Origin of the sequence: Microbacterium sp. NPDC089698, assembly GCF_044749045.1 — a bacterium.
Lineage (GTDB): Bacteria > Actinomycetota > Actinomycetes > Actinomycetales > Microbacteriaceae > Microbacterium.
Genome location: NZ_JBIVHE010000001.1, coordinates 1402947 through 1417468 on the forward strand (window position 1 = coordinate 1402947; position 14522 = coordinate 1417468).

Below are 14522 nucleotides of genomic sequence, written 5' to 3' on the forward strand. Positions count from 1 at the left end.
ATCCGGAGGAACCCATGGCAGGACAGAAGACGCAGCTGGACCGGCTCCTCGAGGAGATCGACCGCACGCCCTGGGGACCCCAGGAGCAGGCCCTCGTCGCGGAAGCCGTCGCGCTCGCCCAGGAGATCGGCGACGAGCAGCTCGAGTATCAGGCGCGGATGCGGCAGACCGCCTCGGCGAACATGGGCGGTCTCACCGACCTCATGCTCAGCTCCTTCGCCTGGTGCCTCGCGCACCACGATGCGGATCCGGCCCGGTTCCCGGCCGATATCGACAACGGCGCAGCCGACCTGATGTGGCAGTTCAAGTGGATGGCCTCCTCGTTGCGCAGCTCGCCCGCGTTCTCGCCGGAGCAGATCACGGCGGTCCTGGACGACATGGAGGCGCACTACCGCACGGCCGGACTCGGCATGAGCGGCGTGCTGATGGCGCGCTTCGAGGATGCGCACGCGGCCGGGCGGATGGAGGACGCGGAGCGGCTGCGCGTGCAGCTGGAGGCCACTCCGCGCGACTCGCACAGCCACTGCGACGCGTGCGGGCGGAGCCAGGTCGCCGGATTCTTCGCCGACACCGACCGCGATGAGGATGCGATCCGCCTGGTCGAGGAGATGCTCGAGGGCGGATTCTCCTGCGGCGAGGAGCCCGAGCACGCCCTGTCGGTATCGCTGCTGCCGTACCTGCGCCTCGGCCGCGGCGAGCAGGCGCGGGCGGCGCACCTGCGCAGCTACCGGCTCGCGAAGGACAACCCCGATCTGCTCACCGCCATCGCGAACAGCATCCGGTTCTGCGCGCTGAGCGGCAACGAGGCCCGCGCCCTCACGCTCATCGAGAGGCACCTCCCCTGGCTCGCCCACGACGCCCTGAACGCGCAGGGGCATTTCCGCATGCTCACCGCGATCGGCACCGCGCTCGACGCGGTCACGGCGGCGGGACACGGCGACACGCCCGTGCGCGGAGCCGGCTCCCCCGACCTGGAGCGCTTCTTCGGCGCACACGACGGTGCGGAGGGCGCGTGGTCCGCCGTGGAGCTCGCGGCGGCGGCGTGGGCCGCGGCGGAGCGGATCGGCGTGCGCTTCGACGAGCGCGACGGCACCGACAACCACGCGCGGCGGCTGCAGTTCGCGCGCAGGACCGCCGGTGACCGCTATGACGTGCCGATCCGCAGCGACGTGTTCGCGGCGCCCGCGGTGGATGCGACACCGACCGACGACGAGGGCTGGTACCGCCGGGGGCTCGACCTCGCCGGCTACGGTGCCGCCGCGGACACGCTGGGCGCCCTGGCGCACGTGATCGACCGGGTCGATCCCGAGCGCCGCGCGGTGCTCACGGGCCAGCGGCTCGCGGCCCTCGTGAACTTGGAGCGCGTGGACGAGGCGACCGCGCTCCTGCCCGACCGGATCCGCTCCCTGCGCACCGCAGGTCTCGACGCGCAGGCCGGGCTCGAGGAGCGCTTCGGGCTGGCCCTGTTCGGCACCGCGACCGAAGCCGACACCGCCGCCCTCGCCGAGCTCTTCGCCGCGTCCGCGGATCCGTCCGGTCCCGCAGCGCTGCCTCCGGCGGCGCGCGGCGACATCGCGCTCACCCTGGCGTTCGAACTCGGCGACGGGGATCCGGCCACGGCTCTCGAGCTCTCCGAGCAGGCGGCGGCCCTGTTCGCCGAGGCGGGGGATGCCCGCCTCGGGCACGGCGCCGAGATCGCCGCCGCGATGGCGCTGCTGCGCGCCGAGCGGGTCGACGAGGCCCTCGCCCGGATCGACGCGCTGCTGGCCGACACCGCGATCACGCGCGGCGTGCGCGCGCGCATGCTCGAGATGCGGGCGCGCGTCCATGGCGGGCGCGGCGCGTTCGCCATGGGGGCCGCCGACGCCGACGAGGCCGGCCGCATCCTGGCGGAGCTCGGCAGCATGTCCCCGCTCGCGGGGGCGCAGATGCTCGCCGGCGCCCTCTGGGAGGACGCCGAGGAGCCGGAGCAGGCACTCGCGCGCTACCGCGTCGGCGCCCGCCTGCTGGAGCAGCACGGCGGCGATGTCGCCGGGGCGAAGTACCGTGTGGCGCGCAGCATGCTGAACTCCGGAGCCGTGGAGGAGGCCGCGGAGCTCTTCGGCGAGGTGCTGCAGCGCGAAGAGGCCGACGAGGTCCCCGCGGGCAGCCGGGCGATGACCGCGATCATGCTCGCGCGCGCTCTCCGCGCGGCCGGCGAGGGCGGGCAGGCGTACGGTGCGTTCGGCTATGCGGCCGAGCTCTTCGGAGAGGCCGAGAACCCTGCCGACCAGGCGCTCGCCCTGATGAACCGCGCGCAGATCCTCGCTCAGTACGACGAGCGGGAGCAGGCCGTCGAGACCCTCGAGGAGGCCGCGGCGATCGTCCGCACGGCCGAGGACGCCCCGGCCGCCGTGGTCGAGGTGCTGCACAACCTCGGCCAGTCCTACGGCGCGCAGCAGGATCCGCGGGCCTTCGCGCTGTTCGACGAGGTCGAAGCCGTCGCGCGGGCGAACGACGCGGACTGGGTCGTCGCCGACGTCACGGACTCCCGCGCGCGTGCTCTGCTGTCCGCGGAGCGCGTGGACGAGGGCGTGGCCGCGGCGCTCACGGCGTCGGACGCGTTCGCCGCCGCCGGCGACGCGCAGTCCGCGGGCGGATCCGCGCTGCTCGCGGCGCGAGCGCTCACCGGCGGAGGGCGCTCGGCCGACGCGGTCGCCGCCTACCGCGCGGTGCTCGACCAGGCGTCGGACATCCCGCCGCTGCTCCAGATCGCCGCGCTCGAGCTCGGCGACGTGCTGCAGGGCCTCGGCCGCGACGCCGAGGCCGCCGAGGTGCGCCGGCTCGCCGAGGACTGATCCGGGATCGGATCCGGTCCCGGCGGACGCCGCGGATCGGATCCGACCCCGCTCAGAACAGCTGACGCCAGTTGGCCTTCGCGAGGTCCAGCAGCTCGTCGCCGCGCCCCGAGAGCACGGTGCGGATCGCGTACAGCGCGAAGCCCTTGACCTGCTCGGCGTTCACCGCGGGCGGCATGGACAGCTCCTGCCGCTCGGTCACGACGTCCAGCAGCGCGGGCCCGTCGTGCGCGAGCACCTCGGCGAGCGCGCCGGGAAGGTCCTCGCTGCGCTCCACGCGGCGCCCGAAGATGCCCATGGCCTCCGCGACGGCGGCGAAGTCGGGATTGTCCAGTCCGGTGCCGTAGTTCACGAAGCCCGCGGCCTTCATCTCCAGCTCCACGAAGTTGAGCGAGGAGTTGTTCACCACGATCGTCTTCACCGGCAGCCGGTTCTGCGTGAGCGAGATGAGCTCGCCGAGCATCATGGTGAGCCCGCCGTCGCCCGCGAGCGCCACCACCTGGCGACCCGGCTCCGTCGCCTGCGCGCCGATGCCGTGCAGCAGGGCGTTCGCCATGGATCCGTGGTTGAAGGATCCGATGAGCCGGCGCCGGCCGTTCATGTGCAGGTAGCGGGCCGCCCAGACCGTGGGCGATCCCACGTCGGCGGTGAAGACGGCGTCATCGGCTGCGGCTTCGTCGAGCAGCCGAGCCAGGTACTGCGGGTGGATCGGCGCCTTCCCCCGCGAGGGCACCGCGAGCTCGTCGAGCTTGGCCCTGGTCTTGCGGTAGTGCGCCGTCGCGTCGTCGAGGTGCGCGCGCCGGCGGTCTGCCTTGAGGCGCGGCAGCAGCGCGGCGGCGGTCGCGCCGACGTCGCCCACGAGGCCCAGATCCAGTGGGTGGCGCCGTCCGAGATTCTCTCCGCGGATGTCGACCTGGATCGTCGTCGCCTCCGCCGGATAGAACTGCGGATACGGGAAGTCGGATCCGAGGATCAGCAGGGCGTCCGCGCCATCCATCGCGCGGTAGCCGGAGGCGAAGCCGAGCAGGCCCGTCATGCCCACGTCGAAGGGGTTGTCGTACTCCACGAACTCCTTGCCGCGGAGGGCGTGCACGACGGGTGCGGCGAGACGGTCCGCGAGCGCGACGATCTCGTCGTGCGCCCCCTCTGCACCGGCGCCGGCGAGGATCGTCACCTTCGATGCGGCGTTCAGCAGGGTCGCCGCGCGCTCCAGCTCCGCACCGCTCGGCACGACCACGGGCCTGCTGCGCTCGATCACGGTCACGCGATCGTCCTCGGCCTGCGCGAGCGCGATGTCGCCGGGGATCACGAGCACGGCCACGCCGCGCTTCTCGATCGCCTGGCGCATCGCGATCTGCAGCAGCCGCGGCATCTGCGCCGGATCCGACACGTCTTCGACGTAGACGCTGCACTCGCGGAAGAGCTCCTGCGGATGCGTCTCCTGGAAGTACTGCGTGCCGATCTCGCTGGTCGGGATGTGCGCGGCGATCGCGAGCACGGGCACCCGCGAGCGGTTGGCGTCGTAGAGGCCGTTGATGAGGTGCAGATTCCCGGGTCCGCAGGATCCGGCCACGACCGCCAGCTCGCCCGTGAGCGCGGCCTCCGCGGCCGCGGCGAAAGCGGCGGTCTCCTCGTGGCGGACGTGCACCCAGCGCAGGGTGCCGTCCTTGCGCAGGGCGTCGGTGAAACCGTTCAGGGAGTCCCCCGGGATCCCGTACACGCGCTTCACCCCGTTCGCGCGGAGCGTGCTGACGATGTTCTCGGCGACGGTGGTCATGGCGGCCTCTCGTGAAAGCGAACAGGACACTTCGAGGCTACGCCCGCAGGCTGCGGGCAGGGCCGCTCGCTACTCCGTGATGTAGACGGCGTGCCGGAACCACTCCGGACGGGACAGCGCCTCGACCGCGGCGCGCCCCACCGTGTCGAAGCGCGTGCTGTAGTGCCAGCGCACGGTGCGGTCGACGCCCACCCGGTAGCCGGCGGGGCCGGTGCCGGTGATGAGGCGGGAGGGGCGCAGGCTCGTCCAGTCCGCGGCACTGTCGGCGAGGGCCGCGTCCATGGCCCTGGTGTCGGTGTTGTTCGCCTTCAGGACGCGCTCGAGGATGGGCTTCGCGACGAAGCGCGAGAGCGGGTCATCCTGGGCGACGTACGCGCCGGCCGCGGAGACGGCGATCACGCGGGACACCCCAGCCGCGTCCATCGCCGCGAGGAGCGCCGCCATGCCCTCCTGGAGCAGCACGACGTCGCCGTCCGCGCGGACGTGCCCGATCGTCGAGATCACCGCGTCGGCACCGTGCAGGGCGGCGGTGAGGGCGGCGACGTCCCGAGCGTCCGCGATGGCGACGATCGTCCCCTCTGGCGCGGATCCGGGCCGGCGCACGACCGAGACGACGTCGTGACCGGCGGCGAGGGCGTGCGCGACCGCGGCCCTTCCCGATCGACCCGATGCTCCCACGATGGCGACGCGCATCCGCTTCTCCTTCTTCGATCCAGAGGTGAGTGATTACTCACTCACTATACTCGGATCATGCCCCGCTCCACCCCCGCCTCCTCATCCCGCGAGCGGATCCTCGACGCCGCGCTCCTCGTGATGCGCGATCGGGGGCTCGCGAACACCACCACGAAGCTCATCGCGGCGCAGGCGGGCCTGTCCGAGGCGATGCTCTACAAGCACTTCGCCGACAAGCAGCAGTTGTTCCTCAGCGTGCTGCGGGAACGCACTCCGCGCGCGCGTCTCGAGGCGGACCCGCGAGGCGAGAGCCTGGCCGAGGGGCTCTCCGCGCTGGTCGCCGACCTCATGGCGTTCTTCACCCGCACCTTCCCGATCGCGGCCTCGATCTTCGGATCGCCGGCGCTGCTGGCCGAGCATCGCGAGGGCGTCGCCGCGCACGGGGGCGGCCCCGCGACCGTGATCGACGGCGTCCGCGCCCGCCTCGTCGCGGAGCAGGATGCGGGCAGGATCCGCCCCGACGCCGACACCGCCTCCACCGCGCGGACGCTCGTCGGAGCGGCGTTCCATCAGGGCTTCCTCGCGGCGTTCGAGGGCCTCGACGCCGTGCCCGACGCCGAGCGCATCGCCGCCGACATCGTGGACGTGGTGCTTCCGGGGCTGGTCCCCGCGGGCCGCTGAGCCCCTAGCGGGAAGGCGGCGCTCGACGAGGGCGGCACCCGATGAAGGCCGCGGACGACGAAGGGCGGGCGCCGCAGGATATGCGACGCCCGCCCTTCCCTCCGACGCGCCCCTCGATCGAGCAGGGGCGGCGGGAGGAGATCCCGTAGCCGGGATCAGGCCACGCGGATGAGCTTCTTGTTCACGAACTCGTCGGCCGCGAGCAGGCCCAGCTCACGCGAGGTGCCGCTGCGCTTCACGCCGCCGAAGGGCAGCTCGGGGCTGTCGGCGAGCACGACGTTGACGTAGACCATGCCCGCGTCGATGCTGTTCGCCACGCGCTCGGCCTGCGCCTCGTCCGTGGTGAACACGTAGGAGCCGAGCCCGAACGAGGTGTCGTTCGCGAGCGCGACCGCCGCGTCCTCGTCGGCGACGCGGTACACCACGGCCGCCGGACCGAACAGCTCCTCGCGGTACACGTCCATCGCGGGCGTGACGTCGGCGAGCAGGGTCGGCGCGTAGAACGCGCCGTTGCGGGTGCCGCCCGTGAGCAGGGTCGCGCCCTGCGCGACGGCGTCGTCGACCTGCTTCTGCAGGTTGATCGCAGCCGCTTCCGAGACGAGCGGGCCGAGCACCGTGTCCTCCTGCGTCGGGTCGGCCGGCGTGACCGCGGACAGCGCCGCGACGGCCTTCTCCACGAACGCGTCGTAGAGGCCGTCGACGACGATGAAGCGCTTGGCGCCGTTGCAGGCCTGGCCGTTGTTGTCCAGGCGAGCGTCGACCGCGGCCTGCACCGTGGCGTCCAGGTCGTCGGTGGACAGCAGGATGAACGGGTCGGATCCGCCGAGCTCGAGCGCGACCTTCTTCAGGTTGCGTCCCGCCACCTCGGCGACGGCCGCGCCGGCGCGCTCGGATCCGGTCACCGAGACGCCCTGCACGCGCGGGTCGGCGACGATCGTCGCGGACTGCTCGTTCGTGGCGTAGACGTTGACGTACCCGCCGTCGGGCAGGCCCGCATCGCGGTAGATCTCCTCGAGGAGCGCCGCCGACTCGGGGCACTGCGGCGCGTGCTTGAGGATGATCGTGTTGCCGATCGCCAGGTTCGGGCCGGCGAACCGGGCGACCTGGTAGGCCGGGAAGTTCCACGGCATGATGCCGAAGAGCACGCCCAGGGGCGCCTTGCGGATGACCGCGGTGCCCTCGCCGAGGATGTCCAGCGGCTGGTCCGCGGTGATCTTCTCCGCGTTGTCGGCGTAGAACTCGATGATGTCGGCGGCGAAGTCGACCTCGCCGACGGCGGCGGCGAGCGGTTTGCCCATCTCGCGAACGATGATCGCGGCGAACTCGTCGCGACGGGCGCGGTGGCCCTCGGCGATCTTCCGCACGACAGCGGCGCGCTCGGCGACGGGCGTGGCGGCCCACACCGCGGCCGCGGCGTGGGCGCGCGAGACCGCGTCCTCGATCTGCGCGTCGGTGAAGGTCTCGTAGGTGGCCAGGGTCTCGCCCGTGGCCGGGTTGACGACGGCGTAGTCGGTCATTCCGGTTCCTTTCGGTTGGTCAGATCGTGGTGCAGGAGGGGACGGAGCGCGGCATCCTTCGGATCGCCGCGCCCCGTCCTGGTCTTCTCAGTCGACCGGGATCAGCGTGTACTTGGTGGACAGGTACTCGTGGATGCCCTCGAAGCCGCCCTCGCGGCCGACGCCGGACTGCTTGACGCCGCCGAAGGGGGCGGCCGCGTTGGAGACGACGCCCACGTTCAGACCCATCATGCCCGTCTCGAGCGCGTCGATCATCCGGTGACCGCGGGCGAGGTCCTGCGTGAACACGTAGGACACCAGGCCGTACTCGGTGTCGTTCGCGAGGCGGACGGCCTCGGCCTCGTCGGCGAAGGTCGCGATCGCGAGGACCGGGCCGAAGATCTCCTCGCGGAGGATCTCGCTGCCGGCCTGCACGTTCGCGAGCACGGTGGGCTCGTAGAAGGACCCGACACCCTCGAGCGCCTTGCCGCCGGACAGCAGCGTCGCGCCCCGCTCGACGGCGTCGCCGACGAGCTCCTGCGCCTTGGCGACCGCGTCGTGGTCGATCAGGGGTCCGATCGAGACGCCGTCCTCGGTGCCGCGGCCGATCTTCATCGCGTCCACGCGCTCGGTGATGCGCCGGGCGAACTCGTCCGCGATGTCCTGGTGCACGATGAACCGGTTGGCCGCGGTGCACGCCTGGCCGATGTTGCGGAACTTCGCCGCGAGGGCGCCCTCCACGGCCTTGTCCAGATCCGCGTCCTCGAACACCACGAACGGGGCGTTGCCGCCCAGCTCCATCGACACGCGCAGCACGCCCTCCGCCGCCTGGGCGATGAGCTTGCGGCCGACCTCGGTGGATCCGGTGAAGGACAGCTTGCGCAGGCGCGGGTCGGCGATGATCGGGGCCGACAGCGCGGAGGAGCGCGAGGTCTGCACGACGTTCACGACACCGGCGGGGAGCCCTGCCTCCTCGAGCAGCTTCACGAAGTACATCGTGGTGAGCGGGGTGAGTGCCGGGGGCTTGATGACCACGGTGCAGCCGGCCGCGAGCGCGGGCGCGATCTTGCGGGTCGCCATCGCGAACGGGAAGTTCCACGGGGTGACGAAGAACGACGGGCCCACGGGGCGCTGCGAGACGACCATGCGGCCGGTGCCCTCGGGGTTCAGGCCGTAGCGGCCGGAGATGCGCACCGCCTCCTCGCTGAACCAGCGCAGGAACTCGCCGCCGTAGCCGACCTCGCCCCGGGCCTCCGCGAGCGGCTTGCCCATCTCGATGGTCATCAGCAGCGCGAGGTCCTCCTTGTGCGCCTGCACGAGGTCGAACGCGCGGCGGAGGATGTCGCTGCGGGTGCGCGGCGGCGTCGCGGCCCAGGAGTCCTGCGCGGCGACAGCCGCGTCGAGCGCCCGCATGCCGTCGGCCGGCGAGGCGTCGGCGATCGTGCGCACGATGTCGTTGGTGGCGGGGTCGTGCACGTCGAAGGTCTTATCGCCCTCGGCGGCGACCCACTCGCCCGCGATGTAGAGCCCGGTGGGGACGCTGTCCAGCAGCGCCTTCTCCTGATCGGTCATGAGTGCTCCTTCTTTCTCGATATCTGTTGCGGATCCACGCAGCGCCTCAGCGGCGGCGCAGGCTCTCCGGTGCGGCCTTGGTGAGCGTCTCCCCGCGGAAGAAGCCCGGGGAACGGAAGTACTGGACGACCATCACCACGACGCCCAGCAGGATCACCGAGACGCCCAGGATGAACACCAGCCCGACGCCTCCGATCTGCGATCCGCTTCCGGTCGCCCCCGGCGTCCAGCTCTCCACGAGGGACAGCACGAAGATGCCGAGGAGGATGATCCCCCCGATGAGGGGGAACAGGAACGTGAAGAACACGTTCCGCGCCGAGTCGAACCACTGCTTGCGGAAGTACCACACGCAGGCGAACGCCGTGATCCCGTAGTAGAAGCAGATCATGATCCCGAGGGCGGCGATTGTGTCCCAGAGCACGGTGTCGCTCACCAGGCGCATGATCGCGTAGAACGCGCTCGCCACGATCGCAGCGACCACGGTCGCATAGCCCGGGGTGAAGAACCGCGGGCTCACCGTGGCGAACTTCGGCGGCAGCGCTCCGTAGTGGCCCATGGCCAGCAGCGTACGGGCCGGGCTCACGAAGGTGGACTGCAGCGAGGATGCGGAGGAGGTCAGCACGGCGAGGGACACGAGGAACGCGAGCGGCCCCATGATCGGGCCGGACAGCGCGAAGAACACGTTCTCCTGGATGCCCTCGTTGCCGAGGCCCAGCTCGCCGGTGCCGACGCCCGCGAACATGATCATGCCGATCGTCAGCAGCAGGTAGACGGAGATGATCGTGATGACCGTCGTGGTCGCGGCACGGCCCGGCGTGCGCTCGGGATCCTTCGTCTCCTCGTTCATGGTGAGGGTGACGTCCCAGCCCCAGAACATGAAGATCGACAGCGAGAGGCCGGTCACGAGAGCGCCGACCGAGGAGACCGCGAACGGGTCGAACCACTGGATGTCGAAGCGCGTCGGGTCGAAGGCGTCGCCGGTCGCGCCGCGCACGATCGCGACCACCGCGAACACCAGCAGCACGGCGAGCTGGAAGCCCACCAGCACGTACTGCAGCTTCTGCGAGGTCTGCATGTCGCGGTACGAGATCCAGGTCGCACCGAGCATGAACAGCAGGCACACGCCCACGTTGATGAACGGGTTGGAGGCGAGATCCGCGATCGAGGGGTTCTGCGCGATCTGCGAGATCAGCAGGAACAGGAAGTCGACCGCGATGCCGGCGAGGTTCGAGAGCACCAGGATCGTCGCCGCGATGAGACCCCAGCCGGCCATCCAGCCGATCCAGGGCCCGAAGGCGCGGGTCGCCCAGGTGAAGGAGGTGCCCGAGTCCGGCATCTCGCGGTTCAGCTCGCGGTAGCCGAAGGCCACGAGCAGCATCGGGATGAAGCCGACCAGCAGCACGGCGGGCACCTGGGTGCCCACGGCGGAGGCGGTCGGGCCCACGCCGGCCGTGAAGGTGTAGGCGGGGGCGATGCAGGAGATGCCCATCACGATCGCGCCGAGGAGGCCGACCGTGCCGACGCTCAGGCCCTTGCGGGAGATCCCGCCGGTCACCGAGTCGGAGGGCGCGTCGGCCGGCGCGGCGATGCGCTCATCGGTGGCGGTCATGCGTCGGCTCCCTTCGGGCTCTCGGTGTCGGTGGTGGTGGTGTCCGGTGCGGGCTTCTCCGGTGTGTCGGCGAGAGGGTCGTGGCTCGTGCGCGGCACCACGATCATGGGCACGGGCAGCACGTGCAGCATCTTCGCCGCGGTCGAGCCGAGGAACAGCCGGCGCGGCTGAGCGAGCCTGCTGGATCCCACGATGAGCATCTCGCCGGGCTTCCACGCCAGGCGCGCCACGGCCTCCTCGACCGTCTCACCGCGCGCGTGCTCGAGCTCGGCGTCGACGCCCTCGGGCAGCGCATCGGAGGCGCGAGCGAGCACGTCCTCGCCGAGCGCGTCGTCGACCAGGCGCATGGCGCCCGTGCCGAGGCCCGCCGGCACGTCGAACGGCACGAGCGAGATGAGCCGCAGTCCGCTGTCCGTCATGGCGGCCAGTCGCACGGCCGCGTCCAGCAGCACGTCGGCGCCGGGCCGGGTGCCGATCGCCGCCGTCACCCGTGAAACATCGGTGTCGGCGTCGATGCCACGGGCGAGACCGGCGGGGGCCAGCGCCACGGGCACCGGCGAGGAGTGCAGCAGCTCGCTGGCCACGCTCCCGATCCGGTGGTAGCCGAACAGCCCGCCGTTGGCGGCGCCGACCACGATCAGCCCCGCCCCGAACTCCTCCGCGGCCTCGATGAGGCCCTCGGCGAACGACTCCCCCGGGCGCACATGGCCGGAGTGCGAGAGGCCGGCGGGAATGCGTCCCGCCGCCTCGCGCAGCCATGCGCGCGCCTGCTTCTGGATGTGCGTCTCGTAGGAGCGCTCCGGCGGCACTGCGGCGGACAGCGCGCCCTCACGGGGCAGCACCGTCACGACGTGCAGGTGCGCTCCGGCGCTGCGCGCGAGCCGCACGCCCAGCGCGAGGGCGTCGGATCCGGAGTTCGTCGGGCGGAAGCCGACGACGATGGCTCGGGTCATGCGCCATCCAGGGCGGGCTCGCGCAGCTCGTCGGAGACGGCGGAGCGGTCCGCTTCGAGGATCTGCGCGGCGGCGAGGCGCCCCATGCGGATCGCGCCGTCGACGTGCTGGTAGCCCGCGCCGGCCAGGTCGGAGCATGCGAAGTGGATCGGGCCCACGGAGGCGCGGAGGTCCTTGCCGTAGCGGTGCAGGCCGCCCATGTCGAAGCTCGCGGCATACGCGCCACGGGTCCACTCCTCGGTGCCCCAGTCGCTCTCGTAGTACACGACCGGGTTCTTCGCCTCGGGACCGTAGTAGTGCGAGAGGGACTCGAGGATGCGCTCCTTGCGCTCCTCGGCGCTCAGCTCGAACACGTCATCGGCGTTCTGGTCGCTCACGAAGCCCACCAGGGTGCCGCGCTCGTCGCCGTGGTTGGTGTTGTCGTACGCCTCGTGCGAGAGCTCGTAGGGGCTGAACGCGGTGCCGGACAGGCCCTGCTCACGCCAGAACGGACGGTCGTAGACGGCGTGCACCTTGATCACGAAGCCCATCGACAGGTGCTGGTGCATCTGGTGCTGGCGACGCGGCAGCGACGGCACGAAGGAGATCCGGTCGTAGAGCACCGGCGCGTGCGCGAGGATCGCGTAGCGGGCGCGGACCGTGAGGGAGTCGGTGGTCGCGGTGACGCCGTTCTCGCCCCATTCGAGGCTGCGCACCGGCTGGTTCAGCAGCACGTCGTCGCCGAGGCGCTCGGCGAGCAGCAGCGGAACCTGCTGCAGTCCGCCCACGACGCGCTTGTCGAGGATGAAGTCGGCGTCGACGAGGTTCGAGTACGAGCCGGCGGACGCGGCCATCAGCAGCGACTGGAGCAGCGAGAACGCGTGCGTCGGCTTGGTGAGCATCGCGGATCCGGTCGCGAACGCGAGGTTGCGCACGGCCTCGTCGTCATCGCTCTGCTCGCGCAGCCAGGCGTCCCAGGTGATCGAGTCCCACTCGGCGGCCTTCGGGTGCGCGTAGGGGCGGTCAGGGTCGATCTCGGCGACCATGGCGTCGAGGCGCTCGGTGATCTCGGCGATGACTTTCTCGGTCTCCGGGGAGACCGGGAACATCTCACCCGTGAAGCGGTGCAGCGCGCCGTCGGGGCCGACGTAGACGCTGTCGCCCTCGCGGTAGCGGCTGAAGGTCTCGAGCCCCAGCTCGTCGATCGTCTCGATCAGCGCGTCCTGGTCGGGCGAGACCCACTGGCCGCCGATCTCGAGCATGGCGCCGTCGATGACGTCGGTCCACAGCCGCCCGCCGACACGGTCGCGGGCCTCCAGGACCACGACCGACAAACCCGCCTTGCGCAGTTCGTTCGCGGCGGTGGTGCCTGCGGCGCCCGCTCCCACGATGAGCACGTCACGGGTGATATCGGCCAATTTCGACTCCTTCATCGGTTGCGCGGTGGTGCGCGGTGCAGGCGGTGCTGCGTCTTGTCTTGCTCTGTCTTGCGTGTTCAGAAAAGTTGCCGGGCGCGATCCAGCATCCCCCGATCCCGATCGCGCCCGGACGTCTCAGTGGGCCGCGAGGGCTTCGGCGATGACGTCGAGACCCTCGTTGAGGAGATCGTCGCCGATCGTCAGCGGCGGGAGGAAGCGGATCACGTTGCCGAACGTGCCGCAGGTGAGGACGATGACGCCCTGGGCGATCGCGGCCTTCGCGACGGCACCGGTGAGCGCGGCGTCCGGGGCTCCGGTGGCGGGGTCCACGAACTCGGCGGCGATCATGGCGCCGTGGCCGCGGATGTCGCCCACGCGCGGGTCGGCGGCCTGGATCGCGGCGAGGCGGTCCTTGAGCAGCGCGCCGATCTCGGTGGCGCGCTCCAGCAGGCCCTCGGTCTCGTAGGCGTCGATCGCGGCGAGCGCGGCGGCGCAGGCCACCGGGTTGCCGCCGTAGGTGCCGCCGAGGCCGCCCGAGTGCGAGGCGTCCATGATCTCGGCGCGGCCGGTGACGGCGGCCAGCGGCATGCCGCCGGCGATGCCCTTGGCCGTGGTGATGAGATCGGGCTCGATGCCGAAGATCTCGCTCGCGAACATCGCGCCGGTGCGGCCGAAGCCGGTCTGCACCTCGTCGGCGATGAAGACGACGCCGTTCGCACGGCACCACTCCACGATCGCGGGCAGGTAGCCGTCGGCCGGGACGATGAAGCCGCCCTCGCCCTGGATGGGCTCGATGATGACGGCGGCCAGGTTGTCGGCGCCGATCTGCTTCTCGAGCTGGAGGATCGTGCGGGCCGCCGCCTCGGCGCCGGACAGGCCGTCGCGGAACGGGTAGGAGGCCTGCGCGCGGTACACCTCGGGGGCGAACGGACCGAAGCCGCTCTTATAGGGCATGGCCTTGGCGGTGAGCGCCATGGTCAGGTTGGTGCGGCCGTGGTAGCCGTGGTCGAAGGCGACGACGGCCTGGCGGCCGGTGTGCTTGCGGGCGATCTTGATCGCGTTCTCGACCGCCTCGGCGCCCGAGTTGAACAGGGCGCTCTTCTTGGCGAAGTCGCCGGGGGTGAGCCGGTTGAGGGCCTCGGCCACCTCCACGTAGGACTCGTACGGGGAGATCATGAAGCAGGTGTGGGTGAACTGCGCGGCCTGCGCGGCGATGGCCGCGGCGACCTTGGGGTGCGCGCTGCCGACCGTGGTCACGGCGATGCCGGATCCCAGGTCGATGAGCGAGTTGCCGTCGGCGTCGACGACGACGCCACCGCCCGCGGCGACCGCCGCGACGGGCACGGTGTGCCCCACTCCGGCGGGAACGGCCGAAGCCTTGCGGGCGAGGATCTCGGCCGAGCGCGGGCCGGGGAGCTCGGTGACGAGGCGGCGCTCCTGGGGAAGGGAGGGGCCGCCGAGGGGAAGCGTGTCTGCCTGCGCGTCGATGGTGCTCATGGCGTCGAGACTACGGAGGTCGCCGCCCGGC

10 protein-coding genes are annotated in these 14522 nt (G+C 71.6%); 2 read left to right on the forward strand and 8 right to left on the reverse strand.

All coding sequences use genetic code 11. The features are described 5' to 3' along the window. The first annotated feature begins 14 nt into the window (after window positions 1-14). Window positions 15-2837: a hypothetical protein gene (locus ACIPY5_RS06525; protein WP_400968117.1), complete on the forward strand. Its 2823-nt coding sequence runs from the start codon at window positions 15-17 to the stop codon at window positions 2835-2837. 52 nt (window positions 2838-2889) lie between these two features. On the opposite strand, the gene poxB is transcribed toward ACIPY5_RS06525, so the two are convergent. Together poxB and ACIPY5_RS06535 are read right to left on the reverse strand one after the other, a co-directional pair. Then, window positions 2890-4614, reverse strand: a complete 1725-nt coding sequence (gene poxB / locus ACIPY5_RS06530; protein ID WP_400968120.1) for a ubiquinone-dependent pyruvate dehydrogenase — start codon at window positions 4612-4614, stop codon at window positions 2890-2892. Between the two features lie 69 nt (window positions 4615-4683). Continuing rightward, window positions 4684-5307 carry an NAD(P)-dependent oxidoreductase gene (locus ACIPY5_RS06535; protein ID WP_400968123.1) on the reverse strand — a complete coding sequence of 208 codons (624 nt, stop codon included), beginning with the start codon at window positions 5305-5307 and terminating at the stop codon, window positions 4684-4686. 57 nt (window positions 5308-5364) lie between these two features. Here ACIPY5_RS06535 and ACIPY5_RS06540 point away from each other — a divergent pair, with 57 nt between their 5' ends. Then, window positions 5365-5967, forward strand: a complete 603-nt coding sequence (locus ACIPY5_RS06540; protein ID WP_400968126.1) for a TetR/AcrR family transcriptional regulator — start codon at window positions 5365-5367, stop codon at window positions 5965-5967. Window positions 5968-6122: 155 nt separating this feature from the next. Here ACIPY5_RS06540 and ACIPY5_RS06545 read toward each other — a convergent pair whose 3' ends face one another. The 6 genes from ACIPY5_RS06545 to gabT all read right to left on the reverse strand — a co-directional run bounded on the left by ACIPY5_RS06545 (window position 6123) and on the right by gabT (window position 14491). After that, window positions 6123-7484, reverse strand: coding sequence for an NAD-dependent succinate-semialdehyde dehydrogenase (locus ACIPY5_RS06545; protein ID WP_400968129.1), 1362 nt, complete (start codon window positions 7482-7484; stop codon window positions 6123-6125). An 87-nt stretch (window positions 7485-7571) separates the two neighbouring features. Continuing rightward, on the reverse strand, window positions 7572-9035 hold the full coding sequence (locus ACIPY5_RS06550; protein WP_400968132.1) for an NAD-dependent succinate-semialdehyde dehydrogenase: 1464 nt from the start codon (window positions 9033-9035) through the stop codon (window positions 7572-7574). A gap of 46 nt (window positions 9036-9081) precedes the next feature. Continuing rightward, window positions 9082-10644: an APC family permease gene (locus ACIPY5_RS06555; protein WP_400968135.1), complete on the reverse strand. Its 1563-nt coding sequence runs from the start codon at window positions 10642-10644 to the stop codon at window positions 9082-9084. Next, window positions 10641-11597 carry a universal stress protein gene (locus tag ACIPY5_RS06560; RefSeq protein ID WP_400968138.1) on the reverse strand — a complete coding sequence of 319 codons (957 nt, stop codon included), beginning with the start codon at window positions 11595-11597 and terminating at the stop codon, window positions 10641-10643. Before ACIPY5_RS06560 ends, ACIPY5_RS06555 begins: the two co-directional genes overlap by 4 nt. Next, complete coding sequence (locus ACIPY5_RS06565; RefSeq protein ID WP_309342852.1) at window positions 11594-12994, reverse strand: NAD(P)/FAD-dependent oxidoreductase; 1401 nt, start codon at window positions 12992-12994, stop codon at window positions 11594-11596. Before ACIPY5_RS06565 ends, ACIPY5_RS06560 begins: the two co-directional genes overlap by 4 nt. Window positions 12995-13129: 135 nt before the next feature. Further along, window positions 13130-14491 (reverse strand): 4-aminobutyrate--2-oxoglutarate transaminase, encoded by a 1362-nt coding sequence (gabT, locus tag ACIPY5_RS06570; protein ID WP_309342850.1) that lies wholly within the window; start codon window positions 14489-14491, stop codon window positions 13130-13132. Window positions 14492-14522 lie beyond the last annotated feature (31 nt).

Bases quoted from the DNA above. Each gene is read 5' to 3' on its own strand.
- ACIPY5_RS06525 (WP_400968117.1), top strand. From the start codon at position 15: ATGGCAGGACAGAAGACGCAGCTGGACCGGCTCCTCGAGGAGATCGAC.
- poxB (WP_400968120.1), bottom strand. From the start codon at position 4,614: ATGACCACCGTCGCCGAGAACATCGTCAGCACGCTCCGCGCGAACGGG.
- ACIPY5_RS06535 (WP_400968123.1), bottom strand. From the start codon at position 5,307: ATGCGCGTCGCCATCGTGGGAGCATCGGGTCGATCGGGAAGGGCCGCG.
- ACIPY5_RS06540 (WP_400968126.1), top strand. From the start codon at position 5,365: ATGCCCCGCTCCACCCCCGCCTCCTCATCCCGCGAGCGGATCCTCGAC.
- ACIPY5_RS06545 (WP_400968129.1), bottom strand. From the start codon at position 7,484: ATGACCGACTACGCCGTCGTCAACCCGGCCACGGGCGAGACCCTGGCC.
- ACIPY5_RS06550 (WP_400968132.1), bottom strand. From the start codon at position 9,035: ATGACCGATCAGGAGAAGGCGCTGCTGGACAGCGTCCCCACCGGGCTC.
- ACIPY5_RS06555 (WP_400968135.1), bottom strand. From the start codon at position 10,644: ATGACCGCCACCGATGAGCGCATCGCCGCGCCGGCCGACGCGCCCTCC.
- ACIPY5_RS06560 (WP_400968138.1), bottom strand. From the start codon at position 11,597: ATGACCCGAGCCATCGTCGTCGGCTTCCGCCCGACGAACTCCGGATCC.
- gabT (WP_309342850.1), bottom strand. From the start codon at position 14,491: ATGAGCACCATCGACGCGCAGGCAGACACGCTTCCCCTCGGCGGCCCC.